The 25,645-nt window shown below is 63.6% G+C and carries 26 protein-coding genes and 1 pseudogene; 14 read left to right on the top strand and 13 right to left on the bottom strand.

The annotated features are described in order from the left end of the window. The first annotated feature begins 228 nt into the window (after positions 1-228). Positions 229-819 carry a hypothetical protein gene (locus tag ACVILI_RS17225; RefSeq protein WP_038646334.1) on the top strand — a complete coding sequence of 197 codons (591 nt, stop codon included), beginning with the start codon at positions 229-231 and terminating at the stop codon, positions 817-819. Here the strand turns inward: ACVILI_RS17225 and ACVILI_RS17220 are convergent. Continuing rightward, complete coding sequence (locus ACVILI_RS17220; RefSeq protein WP_240564663.1) at positions 816-1,919, bottom strand: NAD(P)/FAD-dependent oxidoreductase; 1,104 nt, start codon at positions 1,917-1,919, stop codon at positions 816-818. The genes ACVILI_RS17225 and ACVILI_RS17220 overlap by 4 nt on opposite strands. Before the next feature lie 103 nt (positions 1,920-2,022). Between ACVILI_RS17220 and ACVILI_RS17215 the strand changes: the two genes are divergently transcribed. Beyond that, entirely contained in the window at positions 2,023-3,273 is a 1,251-nt protein-coding gene (locus tag ACVILI_RS17215) for a cytochrome P450 (protein WP_038646330.1), read from the top strand. A 25-nt stretch (positions 3,274-3,298) separates the two neighbouring features. Further along, complete coding sequence (locus tag ACVILI_RS17210; protein ID WP_019857667.1) at positions 3,299-4,369, top strand: hypothetical protein; 1,071 nt, start codon at positions 3,299-3,301, stop codon at positions 4,367-4,369. On the opposite strand, the gene ACVILI_RS17205 is transcribed toward ACVILI_RS17210, so the two are convergent. The 6 genes from ACVILI_RS17205 to ACVILI_RS17180 all read right to left on the bottom strand — a co-directional run bounded on the left by ACVILI_RS17205 (position 4,370) and on the right by ACVILI_RS17180 (position 8,703). Further along, positions 4,370-4,714, bottom strand: coding sequence for a cupin domain-containing protein (locus ACVILI_RS17205; RefSeq protein ID WP_027046750.1), 345 nt, complete (start codon positions 4,712-4,714; stop codon positions 4,370-4,372). Between the two features lie 6 nt (positions 4,715-4,720). Further along, positions 4,721-6,001 carry an O-acetylhomoserine aminocarboxypropyltransferase gene (locus tag ACVILI_RS17200; protein ID WP_019857664.1) on the bottom strand — a complete coding sequence of 427 codons (1,281 nt, stop codon included), beginning with the start codon at positions 5,999-6,001 and terminating at the stop codon, positions 4,721-4,723. 161 nt (positions 6,002-6,162) lie between these two features. Next, positions 6,163-6,684, bottom strand: coding sequence for a CoA-binding protein (locus ACVILI_RS17195; protein ID WP_038646328.1), 522 nt, complete (start codon positions 6,682-6,684; stop codon positions 6,163-6,165). Then, positions 6,681-7,457 (bottom strand): AAA family ATPase, encoded by a 777-nt coding sequence (locus ACVILI_RS17190; protein ID WP_019857662.1) that lies wholly within the window; start codon positions 7,455-7,457, stop codon positions 6,681-6,683. Before ACVILI_RS17190 ends, ACVILI_RS17195 begins: the two co-directional genes overlap by 4 nt. Next, a complete protein-coding gene (locus tag ACVILI_RS17185; RefSeq protein WP_027046749.1) occupies positions 7,457-7,879 on the bottom strand; it encodes a VOC family protein in 423 nt (140 codons plus the stop codon). The genes ACVILI_RS17190 and ACVILI_RS17185 overlap by 1 nt, the downstream gene beginning before the upstream one ends. A 2-nt stretch (positions 7,880-7,881) precedes the next feature. Beyond that, entirely contained in the window at positions 7,882-8,703 is an 822-nt protein-coding gene (locus tag ACVILI_RS17180; RefSeq protein ID WP_038646327.1) for an enoyl-CoA hydratase, read from the bottom strand. A 155-nt stretch (positions 8,704-8,858) separates the two neighbouring features. Between ACVILI_RS17180 and ACVILI_RS17175 the strand changes: the two genes are divergently transcribed. The 3 genes from ACVILI_RS17175 (at position 8,859) to rpsI (ending at position 10,485) form a co-directional block, all read left to right on the top strand. Then, positions 8,859-9,323, top strand: coding sequence for a PaaI family thioesterase (locus tag ACVILI_RS17175; RefSeq protein ID WP_019857659.1), 465 nt, complete (start codon positions 8,859-8,861; stop codon positions 9,321-9,323). Between the two features lie 213 nt (positions 9,324-9,536). Further along, positions 9,537-10,001: a 50S ribosomal protein L13 gene (gene rplM / locus ACVILI_RS17170; RefSeq protein ID WP_010915638.1), complete on the top strand. Its 465-nt coding sequence runs from the start codon at positions 9,537-9,539 to the stop codon at positions 9,999-10,001. A gap of 1 nt (position 10,002) precedes the next feature. Continuing rightward, a complete protein-coding gene (rpsI, locus tag ACVILI_RS17165; protein WP_010915637.1) occupies positions 10,003-10,485 on the top strand; it encodes a 30S ribosomal protein S9 in 483 nt (160 codons plus the stop codon). A gap of 62 nt (positions 10,486-10,547) precedes the next feature. Here the strand turns inward: rpsI and ACVILI_RS17160 are convergent, their stop codons facing one another. The 3 genes and pseudogenes from ACVILI_RS17160 to ACVILI_RS17150 all read right to left on the bottom strand — a co-directional run bounded on the left by ACVILI_RS17160 (position 10,548) and on the right by ACVILI_RS17150 (position 14,383). Continuing rightward, positions 10,548-11,930 (bottom strand): MFS transporter, encoded by a 1,383-nt coding sequence (locus tag ACVILI_RS17160; RefSeq protein ID WP_038646325.1) that lies wholly within the window; start codon positions 11,928-11,930, stop codon positions 10,548-10,550. 87 nt (positions 11,931-12,017) lie between these two features. Continuing rightward, positions 12,018-13,077 (bottom strand): annotated as a pseudogene (locus ACVILI_RS17155) (glycerophosphodiester phosphodiesterase family protein). Positions 13,078-13,174: 97 nt separating this feature from the next. Then, a complete protein-coding gene (locus ACVILI_RS17150) occupies positions 13,175-14,383 on the bottom strand; it encodes an acyltransferase family protein (protein ID WP_038646323.1) in 1,209 nt (402 codons plus the stop codon). A gap of 123 nt (positions 14,384-14,506) precedes the next feature. Between ACVILI_RS17150 and speB the strand changes: the two genes are divergently transcribed. The 3 genes from speB to ACVILI_RS17135 are packed head-to-tail and all read left to right on the top strand — an operon-like array spanning position 14,507 to position 17,310. After that, a complete protein-coding gene (gene speB / locus ACVILI_RS17145; RefSeq protein ID WP_010915634.1) occupies positions 14,507-15,514 on the top strand; it encodes an agmatinase in 1,008 nt (335 codons plus the stop codon). A gap of 30 nt (positions 15,515-15,544) precedes the next feature. Further along, positions 15,545-16,471: an N-acetyl-gamma-glutamyl-phosphate reductase gene (argC, locus tag ACVILI_RS17140; protein ID WP_038646321.1), complete on the top strand. Its 927-nt coding sequence runs from the start codon at positions 15,545-15,547 to the stop codon at positions 16,469-16,471. Continuing rightward, positions 16,471-17,310 (top strand): aminoglycoside phosphotransferase family protein, encoded by an 840-nt coding sequence (locus ACVILI_RS17135; protein ID WP_038646320.1) that lies wholly within the window; start codon positions 16,471-16,473, stop codon positions 17,308-17,310. The genes argC and ACVILI_RS17135 overlap by 1 nt, the downstream gene beginning before the upstream one ends. Positions 17,311-17,338: 28 nt before the next feature. Here the strand turns inward: ACVILI_RS17135 and ACVILI_RS17130 are convergent, their stop codons facing one another. Continuing rightward, complete coding sequence (locus tag ACVILI_RS17130) at positions 17,339-18,430, bottom strand: COX15/CtaA family protein (protein WP_084791504.1); 1,092 nt, start codon at positions 18,428-18,430, stop codon at positions 17,339-17,341. Between the two features lie 152 nt (positions 18,431-18,582). On the opposite strand from ACVILI_RS17130, the gene ACVILI_RS17125 reads away from it, so the two are divergent. Further along, a complete protein-coding gene (locus ACVILI_RS17125) occupies positions 18,583-18,798 on the top strand; it encodes a DUF2842 domain-containing protein (RefSeq protein ID WP_019857652.1) in 216 nt (71 codons plus the stop codon). 71 nt (positions 18,799-18,869) lie between these two features. Here ACVILI_RS17125 and ACVILI_RS17120 read toward each other — a convergent pair whose 3' ends face one another. Next, complete coding sequence (locus ACVILI_RS17120; RefSeq protein WP_019857651.1) at positions 18,870-19,928, bottom strand: polysaccharide deacetylase family protein; 1,059 nt, start codon at positions 19,926-19,928, stop codon at positions 18,870-18,872. Between the two features lie 90 nt (positions 19,929-20,018). Between ACVILI_RS17120 and ACVILI_RS17115 the strand changes: the two genes are divergently transcribed. Beyond that, positions 20,019-21,245: a GNAT family N-acetyltransferase gene (locus ACVILI_RS17115; RefSeq protein WP_038646316.1), complete on the top strand. Its 1,227-nt coding sequence runs from the start codon at positions 20,019-20,021 to the stop codon at positions 21,243-21,245. Positions 21,246-21,248: 3 nt separating this feature from the next. Here ACVILI_RS17115 and ACVILI_RS17110 read toward each other — a convergent pair whose 3' ends face one another. Beyond that, positions 21,249-21,959, bottom strand: coding sequence for a GntR family transcriptional regulator (locus ACVILI_RS17110; protein ID WP_038646315.1), 711 nt, complete (start codon positions 21,957-21,959; stop codon positions 21,249-21,251). Between the two features lie 263 nt (positions 21,960-22,222). On the opposite strand from ACVILI_RS17110, the gene ACVILI_RS17105 reads away from it, so the two are divergent. The 3 genes from ACVILI_RS17105 to ACVILI_RS17095 all read left to right on the top strand — a co-directional run bounded on the left by ACVILI_RS17105 (position 22,223) and on the right by ACVILI_RS17095 (position 25,644). After that, complete coding sequence (locus ACVILI_RS17105) at positions 22,223-23,308, top strand: ABC transporter ATP-binding protein (protein WP_038646312.1); 1,086 nt, start codon at positions 22,223-22,225, stop codon at positions 23,306-23,308. A gap of 37 nt (positions 23,309-23,345) precedes the next feature. Then, on the top strand, positions 23,346-24,644 hold the full coding sequence (locus ACVILI_RS17100) for an ABC transporter substrate-binding protein (RefSeq protein ID WP_038646310.1): 1,299 nt from the start codon (positions 23,346-23,348) through the stop codon (positions 24,642-24,644). A gap of 88 nt (positions 24,645-24,732) precedes the next feature. Beyond that, positions 24,733-25,644: an ABC transporter permease gene (locus ACVILI_RS17095; RefSeq protein ID WP_038646308.1), complete on the top strand. Its 912-nt coding sequence runs from the start codon at positions 24,733-24,735 to the stop codon at positions 25,642-25,644. Position 25,645 lies beyond the last annotated feature (1 nt).

The following is a 25,645-nucleotide window of genomic DNA, read 5'->3' as shown; positions in this document are numbered from 1 at the left end:
AAGGCCGACCCGTCCTAGCCATCTGGGTAAGTCGAATCAAGCTTTACGGCCAAGGATTCGCATCGCTGACGCCTGCACCGGTTCCGGAGCAGACGGTACCGGGCCGCAACGTAGCAGTTTCTTAACCGCGTCACTTAACGAAATGCGCCGAAACCGCTTTTCTTAGCGGCGTCTTCCCCTACAATTCAACGTTGAACTTGTGCCTACGGTTCAAACAGGGGGAGTGTCATGTTCAGGAGAATCGCATCCTTCGCCATTGCCGGGCTGGCCATGCTTGGCACGACTTCGCAGACGGCGGCCGGCGGCCGCGCCGTGGAATGCTACGAACCGGTCCACACGCCTGACGTCTACGACACGGTCTATGAAGACGTGATGGTCAGTCCGCCCGGCCAGCAGGTCGACTACACCCCGCCGATCTACGGCACACGCGAACGCGTGGTGATGACGGTTCCGGCACAAGTGACCTACGAGGTCGTGCCTGCCGTTACCCGCACCGTCTACCACACGGTGAGGGTCGATGGCGGCGGCTATTCCTGGGAATGGCGCGTCATCCATGGTCGCAGGGTTCTGTGCAAGATCTGGCACAAGGCGCGCTACGAACGCGTCGCCGAGACGGTGGTGATCCAGCCGGAGCGCACAAGGCGCGTCGTCATTCCGGCGCAATACGACCAGATCGCCGAGGAAGTGCTGGTGCGGCCGGAGCGAAGGCGCATCATCGATGTCCCCGCCTCCTACCTGACCGTCGCGCGGCGCGTGGTGGTCAGAGAAGGGTCGTCTGGCTGGCGGCGCGTGCATATTCCGAGGCACTGCCAGGACTAGGCCACCTCCGCCCGCAGCCACGCCTTCAGGCCGTCGCTATCGCCATCGCCGACAGCCGCCGCAACGCGCCTGCCGACCGCCGCGCCGAACTTGTAGCCATGGCCTGAGCAGGCCGAGACAACAAGGCACTTACCTTTCGCATGCGCCATGAATTTTTCGTCGGCGGTGAAGGTGTAGGCGCAGGTGACCACCTCGGTCACCTCATACTCCTGGATGCGGGCGATCGGTGGCGAAAAGAGGTTGCGGATCGCCTCCCCCTCGCCCGGCACAGGCTGACGGTTCCAGTCGGCGTCGCTGGTCGGCACCCTGTGCAGACCTGAGCCGAATTTCATGCCGGCGCCGCCGGAAGGCGGGATCACGTAGCCGTCGACCGCGCCGCCGACGTCGAGGACGACCGGTGCCGCCTCCCAGGCCGCCTTCAGGTCGGCCGGCGGTTCGGCATAGGCAAGGGCTGTCCGATAGGTCTTCAGTTCACCGTCCAGTTCCGGAAACAGTTTCAGCACCCAGGCGCCAGCAGCGACGACGATGCGGTCGGCCTGCATGGTTTCGCCGCTTTCGAGCACGATGCGGCCAGTTTCGGAGTCGATCGCGGTCACCTTGCTGTGTTCGTAGACATTGGCGCCATTGGTACGCAGCCAGGCGGCAAGGCCGGAAGCGATCTTGCGGCAATGGAGCGTGCCGCCTTCCGGCGAATAATAGGCATAGCGGAACGTGCCCGGCTCGAGGAAAGGCCAGCGCTTGACGGCGGCGTCTGGTTCGAACAGTTCGAAGGGAAAATTCCCCTCTTCCAGGCCCTCGCGGTATTCCTCGGCCTCGTCGCCCGGTTCGCGCGAAATGCAGACGAATCCGCGCGCATCAAGGTGGCTTTCGCCGAGATCGGTCCACATCTCGTCCCAGGCCTCGTAGGCTTCGGTGATCAGCCGGCCATAGCCGCTTCGGGCGCGGTAGGCGCGGCGGATGATGCGGTGATGATCGCCGGACGCGGCCAGCGGATTGGGGATCGGCCCCTGCTCGACGATCGACACGCTGTGGCCGGCCTTGACCAGCGACCACGCCGTGGAAAGACCGGCAATCCCCGCGCCGACAACGATCACGTTCATCGTTCACGCCTTCCGCAGCCGCATTGGCTGGCTCAATTCATTGGAGTGCGGGCGCCAACATACGGTCTGGAATGAGGCTGGCAAGCCGCGCTATGGGTCTGGCATGACCAATTCGACGCTCCCCTATCTTGCCTTTGATCCAGCCACTCGCCAGTTGCGGCTCGACCCGCACGAGCCGGCTTTCTTCCTGAACCCGTACGAGGCCTACGCCTTCCTGCACGGCGTCTCGAACGCCTTCTTCTGGGAGGAATTCGGCTTCTGGTGCTTTGGCGGCTTCGACGATGTCAACCGGCTGCTGCGCGACCGCCGCTTCGGCCGCCAGAACCCGGCCGGCATTCCCGACAGCCGTGGTGTTGGCCAGGACCGCAGCCATCTCAAGGCGTTCGACGGCATTGAAGCCAACTCCATGCTCGAATTGGAACCGCCGGTGCACACGCGGCTGAGAACGCTGGTCAACCGGGCCTTCGTCTCGCGCCAGGTCGAGCGGCTGCGGCCGCGTGTCGAGGCGCTCGCCAACGAGCTGATCGACCGCTTTGACCCGGCCGGGCCGGTCGACCTGCTTCCCGCCTTCGCCTCCCCCCTGCCGATCACCATCATCGCCGAAATGCTCGGCGTGCCGGTCGAGATGGGGCCGCAACTGCTCGACTGGTCGCATCAAATGGTCGCCATGTACGTTCATGGCCGCACGCGCGAGACCGAGGAGACGGCCAATCGCGCCGCGGGCGAATTCACCGATTTCCTGCGCGGCTACATTATCGAGCGACGCAAGAACCCCGGCGACGATCTGCTGTCGCTGCTGATCTCGGCACAGGAGGACGGCCAGAGGCTGTCGGAGGACGAAATGGTGTCCTCGGCCATACTGCTGCTCAATGCCGGCCATGAAGCGACCGTGCATCAGGCCGGCAACGCCGTGCGCTCGATCCTGGCGCAAGGCGGCGATCCCAGCCGCTTCTTCACCTCGGCGGAAGCGACAGCCGCAACCGTCGAGGAATGCCTGCGCTTCGACGCCCCGCTGCACATGTTCACGCGCTACGCCTACCAGGAAATCGAGATTGCGCCCGGCATCGTCGTGCAGCCGGGCCAGACCATCGGGCTTTTGCTCGGCATGGCCAATCATGATCCGCGCGCCTTTGCCGAACCGCAGGCCTTCCGGCCGGACCGGAGCGACCAGAAGAACGTGTCCTTCGGCGCCGGCATCCATTTCTGCATCGGCGCGCCGCTGGCGCGGCTCGAATTGCAGGTGTCGCTGAAGACTTTGTTCGAGCGGCATCCGCGGCTGCATCTTGCCGAACAGCCCCGCTTCCGCGACACTTACCACTTCCATGGGCTGGAAATGCTCGCCGTCGGCTTCTGAACGATCGCGGGCCTGGGGCTGCGCGATGAGACTGTTCTGGAGACCGGCGACGGCGTTCGCATTGGCGTTTCTATGCGCCAGCCTGGGCACGGCGCGTGCCCAGCAACAGCCGGAGAACATCCCGTGGGAGAACAGCATGGCCATCGCGCAGAAGATGGCGATAGGCCTCCTGGAGCGGCAGACCGGATCGAAGGGCCTGCCGCTGGCATCCTTCGCCATCGACGTCGATCTCAATCTTGACGGCTTGCCTGAGATCTTCGCCTACCGCTATGCGCCGGGCTGCGACGGCGTCAATTGCGGCAACTTCCTGTTCGTCCTGGAAGGCGACAGCTATCAGGAGGTTCTCGGCGACATTCCCGGCGCGCGGCTGGTGCCGCAGGACAAGATCGCGCTCAGCCCCTTCAAACGGAACGGCTTTTTCGACATCCAATCCGACACGATGACTATCGGCTGGGGCGGAAAGCGCTATGTCGATGCTTCCACCCTTCCCGCTTCGACGCTTGATGGCACCGCTTTCGTGGCGGCCTGCCAGAAAAACAAGTTGAGCGAACAGCCGTCGCAGGGTGAAACGGAGCAGGTGAGCGCCGCTTGCCAATGCCAGTTCAACCGATTCCAGAAGGTCGGCTTCACGCAGGCCGACCTTGACGCCTATGCGGCCTCACTCATGGGCGAAGACTTCGACTATCCGATAGGCGACAAGGAGGATGCCTGGCTCGCTCTATCGAAAAGCGCCCAGGACGTCGCCACGGGCTGCGAGGTCGCGAGCGGCAAAAGCCAATGGCCGCCGGCCTATTTCGACCATGGCGACCGGCCGCAGCAGAAGCTGAATTTCGGCGCCTTTCTCGACGCCTGCCCGGCGCAGGATTTCATCATGACCAACCACAAGATTGGCTCGCCCGATCGCGCGCTCGCACTATGCGGCTGCGTCGCCCGCGAAATCCCGACCTATGGCGTCAGCCAGCAGGGGCTCGACCTCCTGGCGCAATATTATCGAGACGAGATCACGGACGCCGATATCGAAGCCCAGGACGCCGATCTGCTGACCGCGCATGACAAGGCGTCGGAAGCCTGCCTAAGCCAGTTTCCGGCGAAGTGATCACAGCTTGATCACATACTCCTTGCGGGTGGTTTCAAGCACTTCCCAGCTGCCCTTGAAGCCCGGCCTCAGCACGAAACTGTCACCCGACTTGACCGTGCGCGCTTGCCCACCGTCTTGCGCGATCACCGAAACGCCGGACAGGATGTGGCAGAATTCCCACTCGTCATAAACGATGCGCCATTTGCCGGGAGTCGATTCCCAGATGCCGGCATAGAGGCCGCCGTCCCGCTCCTCGACGTTCCAGGTGCGGAATTTTGGATCGCCCGAGATCAGGCGATCCGGCGCGGGCGCGCCGGATTCGGGTTCGACGCTCTTGGTGTCGACGGAAAGAAAAGCGGCCATCAGCAATCAAACCTTGGCGAGTGCCTGTTCGAGGTCGGCGACAATATCGGTGACGTCCTCGATGCCGATCGAAAGCCGCACGGTGTCCGGGCCGGCGCCGGCCTTGACCTTCTGCTCGTCGGAGAGCTGGCGGTGCGTGGTTGACGCTGGATGGATGACCAGCGACTTGGTGTCGCCGACATTGGCCAGATGCGAGAACAGTTCCAGCGCCTCGACGAATTTGACGCCGGCCTCGTAGCCGCCCTTGAGGCCGAAGGTGAAGACGGCGCCGGCGCCCAGCGGTGAGTATTTCTTCTGCAGCGCGTTGTTCTTGTCGCTGGGCAGGCCGGGGTAGTTCACCCAGGCGACCTTGGGGTGGTTGGACAGCCAGCCGGCGACCGTGACGGCGTTGTCGCAGTGACGCTGCATGCGCAGCGGCAAGGTTTCCAGGCCAGTCAGGATGAGGAAGGCGTTGAAGGGCGAGATCGCCGGGCCGAGATCGCGCAGGCCAAGCACGCGCGCAGCGATGGCGAAAGCGAAATTGCCGAAGGTTTCGTGCAGGACGAGGCCGCCATATTCGGGGCGCGGTTCCGACAGCATCGGGTACTTGCCCGACTTCGACCAGTCGAAGGTGCCACCATCGACAATGACGCCGCCGATCGAATTGCCATGGCCGCCGATGAACTTGGTCAGCGAATGCACGACAATATCGGCGCCGTGCTCGATCGGACGGATCAGATAGGGCGAGGCCAGCGTGTTGTCGACGATCAGCGGCAAGCCATGCTTGCGGGCGATGTCGCCGATCTTCTCGATGTCGACGAAAGTGCCGCCCGGATTGGCCAGGCTCTCGATGAAGATCGCCTTGGTCCTGTCGTCGATCTGGCTCTCGAAGGTCGAGATGTCGTTGGTGTCGGCCCAGCGCACTTCCCAGCCATAATTCTTGAAGGCATGACCGAACTGGTTGATCGAGCCGCCATAGAGCCTTGTCGCGGCGACGAAATTGTCGCCCGGCTGCATCAGATTGTGGAAGACGATGACCTGCGCGGCGTGGCCGGATGCGACCGCGAGGGCAGCCGTGCCGCCTTCGAGTGCGGCGACGCGCTCCTCGAGCACGGCCTGCGTCGGGTTCATGATACGGGTGTAGATGTTGCCAAACGCCTTCAGGCCGAACAGGGACGCGGCGTGGTCGGCATCATCGAAGACGAAGGAGGTCGTCTGGTAGATCGGCGTGGCGCGCGCGCCGGTGGCCGGATCGGGCTTGGCGCCGGCATGGACGGCGAGCGTGTTGAAACCGGGCGTACGGGTCACTTAAAAACCTCCCTCGAGAACCTTCTGAAAATCGCCGAGCATTGTTGGCGAAGCCGGGCATGGAATGCAAAGAAGAAAATACCCTTCGGCGTGGGACCTTCGACCAAGCTGCAGGAAAATACGGCGCTAGCCGGAATAATTTTGCGCTTCTCGCTCGCGGCCTATTTCTGGCGCACGCCGAAACTCTGGAAGCCCTGGCGCATCAGCGGCTTCTTGGACGACAGCACCCCGGAATTGACACCGGTCCAGCCGATCTCGCCGGAGAGCTTGCCGTATTCGATCTTGGGGCAGCGGTTCATCACCACCTTGATGCCGGCGGCCTCGGCGCGAGCGGCGGCCTCGTCATGGCGCACACCGAGCTGCATCCAGATGACTTTCGGCAAGGGATCGAGCCGCAATACCTCGTCGACGATGCCCGGCACCGCGGTCGCGGCGCGGAAGATGTCGACCATATCGATCGGCTCCGGAATATCGGCCAGACTGGCATAGGTCATCCGGCCGAGGATTTCCTTGCCGGCCTGGCCCGGATTGACCGGAAACACCGAAAAGCCCTTGGCCAGCAGGTATTTCAGCACGAAATAGCTCGGCCTGACGTCATTGGCCGACGCGCCGGCCATGGCGATGGTCTTCACCGAATTGAGGATGCCGGCGATGTAGGTGTTGTCGTAGCTATCGTGATTCATGCCTCGTCCTCATACAACGCCTCGGCGAGAAAACCATCCGGGTCGTTGCTGAAATCGCGCAACATGCGGAAGTGGTCCGTATCACGAAAGTCGGCGGGCTCGAGCCCGAAGCGGCTGATGCGGAACAGCCGCGCGCCGGGACAGGCCATCAACAATGGTGAGTGCGTCGCCATGATCACCTGCGCGGTGCCGGACTGGTCCATGCGCCGCAGCATCTTCAGCAGCTCGATCTGGCGCGACGGCGAAAGCGCGCTCTCGGGCTCGTCGAGGATGTAGATGCCTTGCCTGCGGCAGCGCTCCTCGAAGAAGCGGATGAAACCCTCGCCATGCGACCAGGACAGGAAATCCGGCGGCGTCCCGCCCGATTCCCTAGCTGCCTCGTCGAGGTAACGGGCAACGGAATAGAAGGATTCGGCGCGGAAGAACCAACCCGCGGTAACCTTCGGCAGCCAGTGGCAACGAAAATTGTCGGCCAGTGCGGCACCGCTCTTGTCGATGGCACGAGAGTGGTCGACCGGGCGGTAACCCTTGCCGCCGCCGGCCTCGTCATAGCCGGCCAAAGCACCAATCGCTTCCAGCAGCGTCGATTTGCCGGTGCCGTTCTCACCGACGATGATGGTGATCGGCGTGGTGAATTCGAGTTCGAAGTCACGGCCGCGAAACAGCGGCAGGTTCCAGGGATATTTTTCCCAGTCCGCGACCCGCGCCGGGTCAAGCAGGACGCGCTTGAGGTATGGTGCCTTGAGCCGCGTCAGCTGTTTGCGGTAAGCCATCACCCGGGCAACGAAATCGTGCCGTCTTGCGCGATCGGAAAGGCCGGATTGTGCGCCACTTCCCAGACGTGCCCGTCCGCATCGGCGAAATAGCCGTACCAGCCACCCCAGAAGGCGCGGCCGGCCGGCTTGACGATACGGCCGCCGGCTTTCTCGGCCATGGCGAGCACCTCGTCGACCTCGGCGTCGGAGCGGGTGTTGTAGGCGAGATAGACGGCGGACGGCGCTCCGGCGAATGTAATGCCGGAATCCGCCTCGGCACTGGCGCGCGGGAACAGCCCGAGAATGACGCCGCCCATCTGGAAGAAGGCGACGCCGTCGGTGATCGCGGCATGCCGTTGCAGACCCATGGCTTCGTAGAAGCGCACGGCGCGATCGAGATCGTCCGTGGCGATGGTGACGATGGAGATGCGCGGCTCCACGGCTACTCGTCCGCCCATTCCGGCTTGCGCTTGCCGATGAAGGCGCCGATGCCTTCCTCGGCGTCCCGCGCCAACATGTTCTCCACCATGACGCGGCCGGTATAGGCATAGGCGTCCGCCAGGCCCATTTCGGCTTGCGCGTAAAAGGCCTCCTTGCCGGTCTTGACCACCAAAGATGATTTGGAAGCAATGGTTTGCGCGTATTTGGTGACGATCTGATTCAGGTATTCGCGCGGCACGACGCGGTTGACCAGGCCGAACTCCTTGGCGGTTGCCGCGTCGATCGTCTCGCCGGTCAGCAGCATCTCCATCGCCTGCTTGCGCGAGACGTTGCGCGACAGCGCCACCATCGGCGTCGAGCAGAACAGGCCGATATTGACGCCCGGCGTGCAGAAGGTCGCCTCATGCGAGGCGATCGCCAGGTCGCAGCTGGCGACAAGCTGCAGGCCGGCGGCCGTCGCGAGGCCGTCGACTTCTGCGATGACCGGCACGGGATGGCGCGCGATCGCCTGCATCAGCTGGGCGCAAGCGGCGAATGTCTCTTCGAAGAAAGCCTTGCCGCGATCGGCGTCGGCGCGGCGCGCGGTCATTTCCTTGAGATCATGGCCGGCACAGAACACTTTCCCGGCCGCCGACAGGATGATGACACGAACCGCCTTGTCAGCCCTGGCGCGGTCGAGCTCCGCCGTCAGCGCCGCCATTACCGCTAGCGACAGAGCATTGGCCGGGGGATTGGCGAGGGTGAGCCGCAGCAGGCCCTTGTCCAGCCTGGTCGTGACCGGCCCCTCGGCAGCAACAGGCTTGATGGCAAGTATTTCGGCCATGGCTAAGGTCTCCGCGATTCCGGTCGGGCTTACGGACTATCTAATATCGGATCGGCTTTCATCCAACACCCATCGCTTGCGCCAGAAGGCCGAAGATGTTGCCAGCAACGCCCTGCCGCGTTCATACAGGCTTGGCGTAAAAGCGAGAGACCGACATGCCCGCCCAGACCAACCTCAAGCCGATGCTGACCGCAGCACAAGTCAATGTGCTGATGGAAACCGTCTATCCCCAGCTCAACGAGCAGTTCAAATATTATGAGGCCATCGACGTTTTCCCAGGCGGCTGCACCGTGCGGCTCAATGCCGGCGAGCGGCATTTGCGTCCGGGCGGCACGGTGTCCGGTCCATCGCTGTTCACGCTGGCCGACATTGGCGGCTATGTCTGCGTGCTTTCCCATGCCGGGCCGGATGCGCTGTCCGTGACGGTTAACCTCGACATCAACTTCGTGCGCAAGGCCGAGGCCGGGCCGATCGATGGCCATTGCCGCATCCTGAAGCTGGGAAAGAGCCTGATGGTGTTCGACATCGACATCGTCGCCGGCCCGGAAGCGCACACGATCGCGCACGCCACCGGCACCTATTCGATCCCACCGAAGCGCACCGGTGATGTGGTAAAATAATACCTTTTTACTAAGCTATTGTTTTTACTTCGGTTTCTTCGCTAGATGGCTTTTTGATCGGCTTGACGCGCAATTCCCCGTCGCCTATAAGCCCTCACGAAGCAGCGGCCCGCAAAGGCCGCCGTTTTGTTATTGGCGGCGGGCAAGCGTCTTCGCCAATCCAAGCAACAAGAAACGCCTTCTCTTTGAAGGTCAAAACCGAGAGCAGAAAACATGACAACCTTTTCGCAGAAGCCTGCGGATGTGGTGAAGAAGTGGATCCTGATCGACGCCGAGGGTCTCGTCGTCGGCCGTCTCGCCACTGTCATCGCCAATCATCTTCGCGGCAAGCACAAGCCGACCTTCACCCCGCATGTCGACGACGGCGACAATGTCATCGTCATCAATGCCGACAAGGTGGTGTTCACCGGCAAGAAGTTCACCGACAAGGTCTATTACTGGCATACCGGCCACCCCGGCGGCATCAAGGAGCGCACCGCGCGCCAGCTGCTCGAGGGTCGCTTCCCCGAGCGCGTCGTCGAGAAGGCCGTTGAGCGCATGGTCCCGCGTGGTCCGCTCGGCCGTCGCCAGATGAAGAACCTGCGCGTCTATGCAGGCGCCGAGCATCCGCATGTCGCCCAGCAGCCAGAAGTCCTCGACGTGGCCAAGCTGAATTCCAAGAACAAGAAGGTCGCATAAGATGGCTGAGCTTTCCTCGCTCGCAGAACTGGGCGCCGCCACCGGCAACACCAATACGCAGGCCGCGGCACCCGTCCACGTCCAGAAGCTCGACAAGTCGGGCCGCGCCTATGCCACCGGCAAGCGCAAGAACGCCATTGCGCGCGTGTGGGTGAAGCCGGGTTCCGGCAAGATCGTCGTCAACGACAAGGAATTCGCGACCTATTTCGCGCGTCCGGTCCTGCAGATGATCCTCAACCAGCCGATCATCGCCTCCAACCGTTCGGGCCAGTATGACATCGTCGCCACCGTCGTCGGCGGCGGCCTCTCCGGCCAGGCCGGCGCGGTGCGTCACGGCATCTCCAAGGCGCTGACCTACTACGAGCCGGCGCTGCGCGCCGTGCTCAAGAAGGGCGGCTTCCTGACCCGCGACAGCCGCGTCGTCGAGCGCAAGAAGTACGGCAAGGCGAAGGCCCGCCGCTCCTTCCAGTTCTCGAAGCGCTAAGCGCTCCGCAGTTTGGGCAATCGAAAGGCCGCCTCCGGGCGGCCTTTTTGCATTGCGAATCCCTATCCTGCGGAATGATCCGCGTCGCGGATGAACAGGAAGGCGCAGAGCGCCGAGAACGCCACGGCGAGCGCGGAGGCGAGGAAAGCAAGCTGCATGCCCTGGATCGTGCCCAGCGCCAAAGCGGAGCCGAACAGCGCGACGCCGATCGCCCCACCCGACTGGCGCACCGTGTTGAGCACGCCCGAGGCTGTTCCCGAGATTGCCGTCGGCACGGACGACAGCAACGCCGTGGTCATGGCGGGCACCGCAAGACCGATGCCGACCGGCAGAAACAGCAGCCGCCACAGCAGCGACAGATAAGAGGTGTCGGCCTGGATCAGCGCCATCAGGCCGAAACCGGCCGCGCCGATAAGCAGGCCGATCGCCATCGGCGACCGAGGGCCATACGTCGCGGCGATGCGTCCGGCGGCAATGTTCGACACGGTGACCGCCGCCATGAACGGCAGGAAGGCGAGCCCGGTCATTTCAGGCGAAAAATGCCTTTCCTGCTGGAAATAGAGGCTGAGCATGAAAATCGTGCCGTAGAGCGTCAGATTGACCGCCAGTCCAACGAGGCTGGTCGCCGCCGGCACGCGGCTGGCAAATAGCTTCAGTGGAAACATCGGCGCCTTGGTCCGGCTCTCGACCAGCAGGAACAGGCTTCCGGCCACTGCAGCCACGGCCAGTCCGCCGATAACCGGCAATGAAGCCCAACCGGACGAGCCGGTTTCGATGAAGGCGCCGGTCAGCGAAAACAGCGTCAGCACGACAAGCCCCTGCCCGGCCCAGTCGATCGGCGGCTTTTCAGCCTTCAGCGGCGTTTCGCGTAGAAACCGGTAGGCCATCCAGATGGCAAGAGCGCCGATGGGCAGGTTGACCAGGAAGATGCTTGCCCAGCCGAGCGACCCGACCATGAAGCCGCCGAGCACCGGCCCGGCCGAAAGCGCAACACCGCCTGCCGCCGTCCACAGGCCGACGGCCCGCGCGCGGCGCGCCTTGTCCGAAGCGTAGGCACGGTTGAGCAGCGCCAGCGAACACGGCATCAGCAAAGCCGCACCCGCGCCTTGCACGGCGCGCGCCGCGATCAGCACCCAAGGGCTCCCTGCCAGGCCACAGACCAGCGAGGCGATGCTGAACAGCGCCATGCCGCCGACGAACACCCGGCGGGCGCCGATCCTGTCGCCGAGCGCACCGCCGGCGAGCAGCAACGAGGCGAAGGCAAGCGTGTAGGCATCGACCACCCATTGCAGGCCGCCTATGCCCATCGAAAGTGCAGCGCCGATCCTGTTGAGGGCGAGATTGACGATGGAGACATCGAGCTGCACCACCACGAACCCGAGACTGGTCGCGGCGACAGTGGCGGCATATGTGGCGCGGGGCTTGGAAACGATGGTGTCGGTCATGCCTTGGCATAACGGCTTCTCGCTGACACCGTTCCGTCAGGAGAGGCCAGCCTGCGACAACCAGTCAGGGATGCCGATCCCGGCAAATCAATTGATGCTGGCGGTCGCGGCGGGTTCGATGCGTTCGCCCGTCCCGGCATAGGGCACGCGGTAACCGTTCGCCGCCAGCCAATCGATGGCCGCCTTCGGTTCGTCGGTCTGGATGATGGTGGCGCCGCGATCGGCCCAGAAACCCCAGGCTTCGCGCGGCAGGCTGGCCTGGACCGCCAATTCGTCGCCACGGCCGCCTGCGAGAAACCCGCCGGGCTTGTTGACGATGGCATAAGTGTCGGCCCAGATGTGCCAGTTGCCCCGCACCGCGGCCGCGCGCATGCGCGTGCTGAACAACGGTCCGCCGGTTTCGGTCAGCGTCTCGGCGCCAGCCCGCCAGTTGATCAGCTCGATCGCGCGCGGCGAGAAGGCGTGGTCGACCGTTTCGGCGAAACCGGCATCATGCACCGCGTCATCGGCGATGATCGGCATGAACTGGACGCCGCCGCCGATCGCGGCCATGGCGGCCTTCACCGTGGCAATCCTGGTCTGGTTCCAGAGGTTCTCCTTGACGATGACCTGGTCGGCCATGCCGAGATCGCGCGCCACCGCGATCATGCCCGGCAGGTCGCCGACTTCGAGCTTGTTGTCGAGATTGATCAGGATCCGGTCCCTGGTCGCCAGCAGCATCTCGCGCAGCGTCGAAACCCTCTCGTCGGTGACGGCGCGGGTGCCCTCGATCACCAAGCGGCAGGTCTTCAGTTCGGCCAGCGTGTATTTTGCCACCTCGCCGTTGCAGGTCGTGGTGCGGTCGAGCCAGCTGTCATGCATGACGACGAACGCGCCGTCCTTCGAGCGCCTGATGTCGACCTCGACGATCTCGGCGCCCATGGCGATCGAGCCTTCGACGGCGGCGAGCGAATTTTCCGCATAAAGCGTCTTGTCGGCCTGCATACTGCCTGCGCGATGGGCGGCCACCATGACATGGTCGCGCCACTGGTTGGCATGCTCGAAGCGGTCGAGGATCTGCCTGGCGCGGCTTTCGTCCCGCAAAGGCCTGACCGGAGACGGCCGCAAGGGTCGTGCAAAGCAGAAGGCTCAGCCAGATCGTCCGCATTCGAGAATCGCTCCTTGCCGGATCGAAGCCGGGATAGGCGATGCCCATGACATCTGGGTGAACGAAGCCGGCTAGCGGATGGTCGCGATATCTGGCGTCAAATGCGCTTCGAGAGCCGGCGGAACCAGGCCATCGCCGGCATTTCAATGAAACGCCAGGTGATCCACGATGCGGCGATGGTGGCGACGAGCATGATGACGATTGCAACCGTTCCGGCCCAGCCGGTGCCGAAGCCCGTCGCCGGCGAGCCGCGCAGCACGATGTCGCCGACGAGGCCGAGGCCAAGCTTGTGCTCGACGAGCCCGGCAACGTTGATCAGGCGCGCCTGCACGAAGATGTGGACCATGTAAATCGAGTAGGACAGCGCGCCGAGCGTCAGCATGACCGGCGCCCGTAGCAAGGCGGAAATCCAGCCGCCTTCATGGGCGAAGAGAAACAGCGCCAGCGCGAACACCAGGGGTGCCGCGATGCCGAAATCATTGCTGCCCGCCAGCGACACGAAAAACACGATGGCCGCCACCATGACGATTTCGGCAAGGGTCCAGCTCAGCCGCGGGCCGCTTCTGGCGAGGAGCTGTCGTGCCCCTGCAATGGAATCATGCTGAAACCAAGCCAGCAGGGCGCCGAGCGAGAAGCCGTAGAGGCAGCGGATGAAGCCGAAATCGTAGGATACGTCCATATGATGCGTGGAGAAACCAAGCAGGAACAGCGGCGCGGTGACGGCGGCGGCGAAAAGCCATATCCAGGCACGCGCGCCGGCGATGAAGACCACGCCGGCAAACAGGAGATAGGCGAAGAACTCCGCCGAAATGCTCCAGCTTGGCGCATTCCAGGTCAGATGATCCTCGAAGCCCATCCCTTGCAGCAGGAGCAGATTGGCAAGCAGGCTCTTCAAATCGAAACCGCCGGTGAAGGGGGCAGCGCCGGTGCCATGCAATTGCGGCAGCATCAGCCGCAGCAGTTCGAAGCCCGCAAAGGCCGCGAGCATGATGACATGCAGCGGATAGATGCGGCCGAACCGCACCAGCGCGAAGCGGGCGACCTCTACCGGCTGACTCAGCCGATCGGCATAGCTGCTGGCGATGACGAAGCCGGAAAGGACGAAGAAGAAATCGACGAAAAGATAGGACGAACCGATGAAGGCGCTCTGCGAGATCGCGGAAGCGGTCGGGAAATGAAACAGCGCCACAAGCAGCGCGCAGATGCCGCGCCACGAATCGAGAACCTGGAAGCGCTCGCCGGCTATCGTGCCGGCATGGGTCGACACCACGGCATCGGACGGATTAAGAAACGCGGCCTGCGTCATGATGGTACAAATCCTGTCTTGCCGTGGCACCCGGGCGGCGCCGTTTCGTCTCCCCAAGCTGTGACTGGCATCTTCCATGCCGGTTCTGTAGTTGTTGCACCCCGATGAAAACGAGGACCAGTAATGGCGACCAAGAACATCGACCATGCCTTCACCGCCCGCTCCAAAACGGGCGGCGCCCTTGAGCCGACCTATTCCGGCGCGCTGTCGTTCATGCGGCGCAAATACACCAAGGACGTGAAGGGCGCGGATGCGGTGGTGTGGGGCATTCCCTTCGACGCCGCCGTCACGAACCGGCCCGGCGCCCGTTTCGGGCCGCAGGCGATTCGCCGCGCCTCGGCGATCCTCGACAATGACCCTCAGTATCCATTCTCGCGCGATCTGTTCGAACATCTCGCGGTGGTCGACTATGGCGACTGCCTGCTCGACTCCGGCAACCACCAGAAAACCCCCGGCACGATCGAGCGCGAAGCGGCGAAGATCCTGAAATCAGGCGCCTTCCTTTTGACGCTGGGCGGCGACCATTTCGTCACCTGGCCGCTGCTCAAGGCACATGCCGCCATCCACGGACCGCTCGCTTTGGTGCAGTTCGACGCGCATCAGGATACCTGGGAGGATGACGGCAAGCGCATCGACCACGGATCCTTTGTCGGCCGTGCGGTCAAGGAAGGCATCATCGATCCGGACCGTTCGATCCAGATCGGCATCCGCACCCACGCCCCTGATACGTTCGGCATCAAGATCCTCTACGGCCACGAAATCGAGGAGATGCGTGCCTCCGACATCGCCTACGCCATCGTCGACCGCACCGGCGGCAAGAAGACCTACCTGACCTTCGACATCGACTGCCTCGACCCGGCCTATGCGCCCGGAACCGGCACGCCGGTGGCCGGCGGCCCGTCCTCGGCGAAGATCCTGTCGACGCTGCGCCAGCTCAACCAGGTCGATATTGTCGGCGCCGATGTCGTGGAGGTTGCGCCGGCCTATGATCACGCCGATATAACGGCGATCGCCGGCTCGATGGTGGCCATGCAGTATCTCGGCCTGCTGGCTGAACGAAAGGCACGGCAGGAAGAGATGAACAACGGCAATCACAACGGTGCCGCGGTGAATCACGGCAACGGTATATAGTCTCGGAATATCAGGGAATTTGATCAGGTCATGAAACCGAAAATCTTCATCGACGGCGAGCACGGCACCACCGGCCTGCAGATCCGGGCGCTGCTTGCCGAGCGTGGCGACCTGGAGATCATTTCCATCCCCACCGAGCGCCGCAAGGAGACGGCGGCGCGCGCCGAATTCCTCAATGCGGCCGATATCGCGATCCTGTGCCTGCCGGACGATGCGGCGAAGGAGAGCGTCTCGCTGATCGCCAACGACACCACCAAGGTCATCGATGCATCGACCGCGCATCGCGTCGCCGAAGGCTGGGCCTATGGCTTCGCCGAGATGGACAAGGACCAGGCCAAGACGATCGCCACGGCCAAGCGCGTCGCCAATCCCGGCTGCTGGCCGCAGGGACCGATCGCCACGCTGAGGCCACTGGTCACGACAGGCCTGCTGCCGGCGGATTTCCCCATCACCGTCAACGGCATTTCGGGCTATTCGGGCGGCGGACGCCCGATGATCGAGGACTACGTCGCCAAGGGCGAGGACGCCTCGGAGTTCCTGCCCTATGGCCTCACCCTGCAGCACAAGCATGTGCCGGAACTGCGGGCCTATGCAAAACTGTCACATGACCCGATCATGCAGCCGGCGGTCGGCAATTTCGCCCAAGGCATGATCACAGTGGTGCCGCTGCAGCTCGGCGGCCTCGAGCATGTGCCGACAGGCGCGGAGCTTCATGCAGCCATTGCCGACCATTTCGCCGCCATCAAGGGCGGCGTGGTCGAGGTGGCGCCCTATGCGCACCTGGAGCGCATGCCGGAGATCGATCCCGAGATCTACAACGGCACCAACCGCATGAAGGTCTATGTCTTCGCCAACGACAAACGCGCGCAAGCGCTGCTGCTGGCGGTCTACGACAATCTCGGCAAGGGTGCCTCGGGCGCAGCCGTCCAGAACATGGACCTGATGCTCGGGCTTTGATGGACGCACCAGTTTTCCCGGCGCGCTGGAAAATCAGCGCGCCCGAACTCATTGCCGAGACCTTTTCGAGCCGCATCTGGAAGGTTGTTCGCGGCGACGGCTCGCCGGCCGTCGTCAAGGCGCTCAAGCCTTTCGACGATGTCGCCGACGAATTGCGCGGCGAGCATTTCCTCGCCTGGCGGCGCGGTGAAGGCGCGGTGCGCCTGCTTGGCCGCGACGGCCACAGCATGCTGCTGGAATATGGCGGCGACACCTTGCTTACCCAGGTTCTCGATGAACAGGGCGACAATGCCGCAACCGCAATCGCGGCTGAGGTGATGGCGAAACTGTTTTCGCCGTCGCATCACCCCTTTCCGCCCGAGCTGCAGCCGCTCAGGGAGCGGTACGCCAGCCTGTTCAGGAAAGCCGCAATCGACCGAGACGCGGGTCATGCCAGCATCTATGTCGAGGCAGCGTCGATCGCCGGACGGCTGCTGGATAATCCGCACGATATCAGGCCCTTGCATGGCGACCTGCACCACGACAACATCCTGCACGGACCGCGCGGCTGGCTGGTGATCGATCCGAAGGGCGTGCTCGGCGATCCCGGCTTCGACGCCGCCAACATGTTCTACAACCCGCTCGACCGAGACGCGCTTTGCCTCGATCCCCAGCGGATCGCACACATGGCCGAAGTCTTTGCCAAGACGCTGGGGCAGTCGCCGCCGGCAATACTGGACCATGCCATCGCCTATGGCTGCCTGTCCGCGGCCTGGCACCACGAGGATGACAATACGGTCGAGGAAAACCGCGAACTGTCGATCGCCAAGGCGATCCGGGCGGTGCGGGCGAATTTCTGACCTGAGGGACGGGCCGAGCGGCTCGGGATCAACTCCTGAGCACGATCTCCTGCGGCAAGGGATAGGCGCCCTTGGTGCCGCGCCAGTGCGCGGCAGCGAAACCCAGCACGATCAGTGCGAAACCTTGATGCGTCAGCGCCATATGCAGCGGCACCTGCATCAGCAGTGTGCCGATGCCGATCGAGGCCTGCACCAGCACCAGCACAAACAACAGCGTCGCGCGGCGGGCATGGGTCGAGCCGGGCAGCCGCCGACGCGTGGCGATCATGTGCCAGAGCGCGACGGCGAAGACCGTATAGGCGCCGAGCCGATGGATGAACTGCACCGTCTTCGGGCTTTCGAAGAAGTTGCGCCATGCCGGCTCGAGGATCAGCAGATCGCCGGGGATGATCTTGCCGTCCATCAGCGGCCAGGTGTTGTAGCTCAGGCCGGCGTCGAGCCCGGCGACCAGGCCGCCGAGATAGATCTGGATCAGCGCCAGGAACACGATGAAGCCGGCCAGGCGCTGCGTCGAGCGATCGGCGGCGGGCTCCGAATGCGGCGCCAACCCACGCGCGACGACCATGGTGGCGGTGAAGATCAGCGCCGCCAGCGTCAGATGCGTCGCCAGCCGGTACTGACTCACGGACACACGGTCGACCAGGCCTGAGGCCACCATCCACCAGCCGATGGCGCCCTGCAGGCCGCCGAGGAGAAGAATACCGACGAGTTTCGGCCCAAGGGCGCGCTCGATGCGGCGGCTCACCCAGAAGAACAGCAGCGGCAAGGCGAAGACCAGGCCGACGCTGCGCGCCAGCAGACGGTGCGCCCACTCCCACCAGAAGATCGACTTGAACGCCTCGATGCTCATGCCCTTGTTGAGCTCGGTGTATTGCGGGATCTGCTGGTAGCGCTGGAATTCCTCCTGCCACTCGGCGTCGTTGAGCGGCGGAATGACGCCATGGATCGGCTGCCATTCGGTGATCGACAGGCCGGACTCCGTAAGCCGCGTGGCGCCGCCGACCAGCACCAGTGCAAACAGCACCAGAAGCACGACATAAAGCCAGCCGCGCACAAGCGCGCGGTTGTGCAGGTCGCGGTCGCGGGCGACGTATGGGTGGGCGGCTGATATGGCAGCCATGATCTGTCCAGTCCGGTTGAATGTCGCGGATTGGTGAACCATAGCATCCGTGCTGGCAAGACCATGCAGCGCGGCACGCCGTCGCGCCCGATGTCGCGGGTTGCGCGTGTCCTGCGTTCGGCCTAAGCGGTAGCGATCAACGAGGCCAAGCCATGCCCATTCGCCTGAAAAAGCTGATCGGAATGTTCCTGCTGGTGGCACTGGTCATCATCTATGCGCTGGTCGCATCGATCTTCGCCGTCGCCCGGCTGTCGGAGTCCAGCGCGTTGGTGCAATTCCTGTTCTTCCTGCTCAGCGGCCTGCTCTGGGTGCTGCCGGCGATGGGCATCATCAAGTGGCTGATGCTGGAGCCGCGCTCGAAAGGCTGAAACGGGCTGCCTTGGCTCGCAGCTCATACGCTGCTGGATCAACGCGCAAGGCGGATTGACGGCAAACCCGGTCAGATGGTGACGACCATCTTGCCAGCATTGGCGAGCGGCGTCGTCACGCCCGACAGCATGGTGCGGATATGGGCAAGGCTCTGGTAGCGGCCATTGATCGAAATGCGCGGCAAGGCATGCAGGAAGCCGGCATGTTCGGCGCGCAGCACGCCATGGCGGGTCGTCACGGCGGAGACATAGCCGGCGTCAGCGACAAAGCCGACTTCGCGGCAGCCGACGGCGCTTGCATAGCCATAGGGATAGGCGAAATGGAGTGGTTCGCTGCCAAGCTCTGCTCGCAACATGCCCTTCACGGCGTCGATCTCGCGCCGTGCATCGGCCTCGGAAAGCCGCTTCAGATTGCTGTGGTTGATCGTATGGGCGCCGATCGTAACCAGCGGATGCGCGGCGACGGTGCGGATCTCATCCCAGTTCATCAGCGTCCGCAGGCGCGAGGCGTCCGCGTCGACGCCGTTTGAACTGGCGAGATCGCGCAGCACGGTGCGCAGATCTTCCTCACGAACCTCGGTGGCCAGGTAGGCGTGCAGCCGGGTTATTGCCTGGCTTTTCCTGGCCGGGGTCGCGCAATCGATCACCGCCGGACCATTCGAGGTCGACAGAGTCAGGCGGTCCGACGCGTTGACGATATCCTCGGCCACATCCCACCATAGATCGGCGGTGCCGTCGATCAGCCCCGGCGCCACATAGATGGTGATCGGCGCGCGGTGCTTCTCCAGCACCGGCAGGGCCTCGGTCATGTTGTCACGATAGGCATCGTCTGCGGTGATGGTGGCGAACCGGCCGCCCTTGCCGCCTGCCTTGATGCGCTGCACGGCCTCGTCCATCGAGACGAAAACATAGCCGTCCGCCTTCATGTCGGCGATCACCGCGTCAAGGAAACTCGGCGCGATGTTGAGGTGGCGGTTGACGCTGTCGGGTTTTTCCGGTGTCGCAGTCACGCGGTGCAGCATCAGGATGGCACCGATGCCGCCGACAAATGGCCTGGCCAGTGGTGCGAGGCCGGTATAGCGAGCGACGTTGAGCGCCAGTTTCCGGATTGCCTCCCCACCGTCGATCATTCATTCACCTTTTGCGCCTAGGCTGATCCAAGCACGGAATACGCCTGCGCGCCCCCCAAATCGGGATCAATACGCCTTAAGGATTGAGGTATGGTTGACGCAATGGCGTCATTTGACGGCAATCGGCTTGCGGCGATCGAGGCTTCGCCACGCGCCCTGCCGAAGGATGCCGCCGGGCCATCGGTCTCCGTCGTGGGTGCGGACGGGCTGGCGGCCTATGCGGAATTCTGCCGGTCGGCGCTTTATGCGCCGGCCCAGGGCGCAACATGGATCCTGAACTGGGCCGCGCAGCTCGAGCCCGATCTGTTGGTGGCGACGCTCACTCTCGGAGGCAAGCCGGTCATCGCACTGGCGCTGGAGGTTGTCAGCCAGGGCCCGTTCCGGGTCGCCCGTTTCATGGGCGGCCGCCATGCCAATGGCAATTTCGCGGCCGCTGACCCGCAATGGCTGGCCAGGGCGGAGAGCGCGGCCGTCGACTCAGTGTTTGGGGCCATCGCCAAGGCTAGGCCCGACATCGATCTCATCGCGCTGGAACGATTGCTGCCCGATCTCGACGGCATCGCCAATCCGCTCGCATCGCTCGATCATTTCTCCAGCCCCAATCTTTCGCTGGCCGTCGACCTTGGCGGGGGCTTCGATGCGCTGCTGCTGCGCGCCAGCGGCAAGCGCAAACGCAAGAAACATCGGTCGCAGATGCGCAAATTCGACGCCGTCGGCAGCCATCGGCGCATCGAGGCGCGCAGCCCGGACGAGGTGGAGAGATTGCTCGACGCCTTCTTCGAGATGAAGGAGCTCCGCTTTCGCAAGATGGGCATTGCCAATGTCTTCGGCGGCGACCAGACACGCGCCTTCTTCAGGGCGCTGTTCACGCAGGCCCTGGCCGAGGACACGCCCTCTTTCGTGCTGCATGGCTTGGAAGTCGCCGGCAAGCTACGCGCCGTCACCGGGTCGAGCCGCTCCGGGAAACGCCTGATCTGCGAGTTCGGAGCGATCGCCGAGGATGATCTCGCATCCAGCAGTCCCGGCGATTTCCTGTTCTTCGACAACATCCAGGAAGCCTGCGAGACGGGTTTTACCGTCTACGATTTCTCCGTCGGCGACGAACCCTACAAGCGGCAGTGGTGCGATATCGAAACCCGGCATTTCGAGGTGCTGGTCCCGCTGACGCTGAAGGGCCGTGCGCTGGCGCAGACGCTTCGCCAGGGCGCGCGGCTGAAGGCCTTCGTCAAGAACAGCCCGACGATCTGGAAGCTGACCAAGGTGCTGCGCCGCAAGGCAGCCGGACAGGCAGCGCACGCTGCCACGGACGAAAACTAGCCGTCAGAAATTGAGAGCCTCGCGAAGCGCCGGCCCCGCCCTGACGCGCAGATCGAGATCGGCCTCGATATGGTCGATGTGGCGCAGCATCAGCTGGCTGGCCCGTTCGCAATCGCTGCTCTCAAGCGCGCCGACAATTTCCGTATGCTCGCTGTGCCCGCAGGCCGACACGCCAGACCGCCCGTAAAGCGCGATGACAAGCGAGGAGCGCGCGACCAGTTCCTCCATGAAGCGCTGCAGGATGGCGTTGCCGGCGACCGAAGCAAGCAGCAGATGAAAATCGCCGGACGCCTTGATCTCGGAACGCCGCGCGGTCGGACCGCGCTCGGCGATGAAGCGGCCCTCCTCGTCGAGTTGCGCCCTGAAGGCAGCGATGTCGGCCGATGTGACGCGCCCGCAGGCGGCAATGGCAATGCCGGGCTCGATCAGCCGGCGCGAGGCGAACACCTGGCGCGCCTCCTCGGGCGAGGGGTTGGCGACGAACGCGCCGCGGTTGCGCTCCGTGCGCACCAGGCCTTCGAAGGACAACATCTGCAGGGCCGCGCGTGCCACGGTGCGCGACACATCGAACAGCGTGCCGACCTCGCCCTCCGACAGCTTGGTGCCCGGCGCCAGCCGGCGGTCGACGATGGCGTCGCGCAGATTGTCGCGGATCGCCTGCGCGCGATCCTGGTTGGCGCTATCGGTGGAATAGATGTGATCGGCAATATTCATGGCGATGATGTTCCCGCACCCTTCTAACGCGACTCGCCGTCTGCGCACGAGAGGCAAAGTGAACACAAAGCCGAAAAAGATTGCATACGATTTTTGTGCATATCGCGCACAATCGCCCATAATTTGTGCAATGCACAAAGCCGCCCGCCAGATAGGCAACGGCCGACAGGCCTGATTTTCTAGACAATTCAAATGTTTGGCCAGTCACCCCGATATTGGCACGCATGATGCATTGGTTAATGCGACCAAACGGGGAAGCCTGAATGTCCAAAGCCGCCGAGATCGACATCGTGTCCGTTTCGAAAGTCTATGGAACGACGACCGCCGTCGAGGATATCAGCCTGAAGATACCGGCGGGCACCTATTGCTGCCTGCTCGGTCCCTCCGGCTGCGGCAAGACCTCGACGCTGCGCATGATCGCCGGCCACGAAAGCATTTCGTCGGGTGACGTCCGGCTCGGCAACACCGTCGTCACCGACCTGCCGCCGGCCAAACGCGGCACGGCGATGATGTTCCAATCCTATGCGCTGTTCCCGCATCTCGACCTCATCGACAATGTCGCCTTCAGCCTGAAGATGAAGGGCGTCGACAAGGAAAAGCGCCGCGCCAAGGCGCTCGACATGCTGAAGCTGATGCAGATGGAGGCCTATGCGACCCGCCGCCCGGCGCAGCTCTCCGGCGGTCAGCAGCAGCGCGTCGCGCTCGCCCGCGCCCTGATCACCGATCCCGAAGCGCTGCTGCTCGACGAGCCGCTTTCGGCGCTCGATCCGTTCTTGAAGATCCGCATGCGGGCCGAGCTGAAGAAATTGCAGACGTCGCTCGGTATCACCTTCGTCCACGTCACCCACAGCCAGGAGGAGGCGATGGCGCTTGCCGACCTGATCGTGGTGATGAATGACGGCCGCATCGAACAGGCAGCGCCGCCTCGCGACGTGTTCGAGCGGCCGGCCACGGCCTTCGTCGCACGCTTCATGGGCGACCACAATGTCATCTCCGGCCGGGTCACCGACGGCCGAGACGGCATGGTCGTCTTCGACGTCAACGGCGGCGGTTCGCTCGCCGCCAGCGGCGCAGCACAGGAAGTGGGCGCGCCGATCGACATCGCCATCCGTACCGACCATGTGCGCATCGGCGAGGCACCCGCGCCCGGGCTCGGCTTCACCGGCATCGTCGCCAACATCGAATATCGCGGCGCCACGGTGAAGCTCTCCGTCACTGGCGCCGGCATCGACGACTTCACCGTCATCATCGACGATTCCGACTTCTTCGCCAAACCCGTCGCCATTGGCGACGCCGTACCGCTCGCCTGGGATGCCGGGGATGCAATCGTCCTCGGCCGCCTTCATTGATGAGATCAACCAAGCAAAACAAGACAGGGGAATAGACATGACAGACACAATGCAACCCAAGCAAAACAAGACTGGCATCTCGCGCCGCTCGCTGCTCAAGACGGGTGCGGCCGCGGTCGGCTTCGCCGCCGGCTCGGGCGTCATCACGGGCTTCCCGACCATCTGGGCGCAGTCCAACATCACGCTGCGCCAGTTTGGCACCGGCGTGTCGAACCTCAACGCCATTGCCGACAAGTGTAAGGCTGACCTCGGCATCACGCTGGAGATGACGGCAACCGATTCCGACGCCGCCGCCCAGCGCGCTGTGACCCAGCCCGACAGCTACGACATCGCCGATATCGAATACTGGATCTGCAAGAAGGTGTTCCCCACCGGCGTGCTGCAGCCGATGGATGTCAGCAAGCTGAAATATTACGACGAGCTGGTGCCGCTGTTCAAAACCGGCAAACTCACTCCCGACAGCGTGATCGCCCAGGGCACGGCGCCACACACGGTGGGCTACGTCGAGGCGCAGGACTCCAAGACCTTCGCCAAGGCGCCGACCAACTGGTTCACCATGGTGCCCACCATCTACAACGCCGACACGCTGGGCATCCGCCCCGACCTCGTCGGCCGCGATATCACTACCTGGGCCGACATCATGGACCCGGCCTTCAAGGGCAAGACCGCCATCCTCAACATCCCCTCCATCGGCATCATGGACGCAGCCATGATCATGGAAGCCATGGGCAACATTAAATATGCCGACAAGGGCAACATGACCAAGGACGAGATCGACAAGACGATCGACTTCCTGATCAAGGCCAAGCAGGGCGGCCAGTTCCGCGCCTTCTGGAAGTCCTTCGACGAGAGCGTCAATCTGATGGCATCGGGCGAAGTGGTCATCCAGTCCATGTGGTCGCCGGCGGTGGCCGCCGTGCGCTCCAAGGGCATCCCTTGCCGCTTCCAGCCGCTCAAGGAAGGCTACCGCTCATGGGGCGGCGGTCTTGGCCTTGCCGCCCACCTCAAGGGCGCGGAGCTCGACGCTGCCTACGAATACATCAACTGGTACACGTCGGGCTGGGTTGGCGGCTACCTCAACCGCCAGGGCTACTACTCGGCCAACATGGTCTCGGCCAAGAAGTTCATGACCGAGGACGAGTGGGGCTACTGGATCGAGGGCAAGCCGGCCAAGGGCGAGATCAAGGCACCGGACGGCACCGTCATGGAGAAGGCCGGCGCCGTTCGCGATGGCGGCTCCTTCGAGGAGCGCATGGGCAAGGTCGCCTGCTGGAACTCGGTGATGGACGAGGACCGCTACATGGTGAAGCGCTGGAACGAGTTCATCGCGGCGTAAGGAACAAGCGCCTCTCCTCTTCCCCTTCTCCCCCTGGGGAAGGGGAAGGCAGCTCCGCCCGGACAGCAAACCCGCACCGAGAGCCTAGATGACAGTCGCCCTCGAACGCCCCACCATAGCCGCCAGTCCCACCGGGCGTCGCCGCCGCTTTTCGCTCGGTGCCGTCACGCCCTATCTGCAGTCGGCTCCGCTCGCGCTGATCCTCGGCGCGTTCCTGCTTTTGCCCATCATCATGATCGTCGTCGTGTCCTTCTGGGATTACGACTTCGCAGCCATGTATCCGGATTTCCTAACAACCAACTATTCCGACGTGCTGGGCTCCTGGGTCACCTGGAAGACCTATCTCAACACCATCAAATTCGCGGCCATCGTCTGGGCGCTGACCTTGTTCATCGGCTTCTGGGTCGCCTATTTCCTCGCCTTCCACATCCGCACCACGGCCATGCAGATGATGCTGTTCCTGGTCTGCACCGTGCCGTTCCTGACCTCCAACATCATCCGCATGATCTCGTGGATCCCGGTGCTCGGCCGCAACGGGCTGATCAACTCGACGCTGGTGCATATGGGTCTGGTGCCAAAGCCCATCGAATGGCTGCTCTATTCCGAATTCGCGGTCGTGCTGGCCATGGTGCATCTCTACGCGCTGTTCATGGTGACGCCGATCTTCAACACGCTGATGCGCATCGACCGCTCGCTGGTCGAGGCCGCGCGCGATGCCGGCGCCTCCGGCTGGCAGGTGCTTTGGAACGTCATCATTCCACTGGCCAAGCCCGGCATGGCGATCGGCACCATCTTCGTCGTCACGCTGGTGATGGCGGATTTCTCCACCGTGCAAGTGATGTCGGGCGGCCAGAGCGCTTCCGTGGCGCTGATGATGAAGAACCAGATGTCGCTGCTGCAATATCCGGCCGCCGCCGCCAACGCCGTGGTGCTTTTGGTGCTGGTGCTCCTGATGGTCGCCGGCATTCTGCGCATCGTCGATATCCGCCGGGAGCTTTGAC

It is taken from the genome of Mesorhizobium sp. USDA 4775, assembly GCF_054062655.1.
This window is presented reverse-complemented; position numbering and strand designations above follow the sequence as displayed.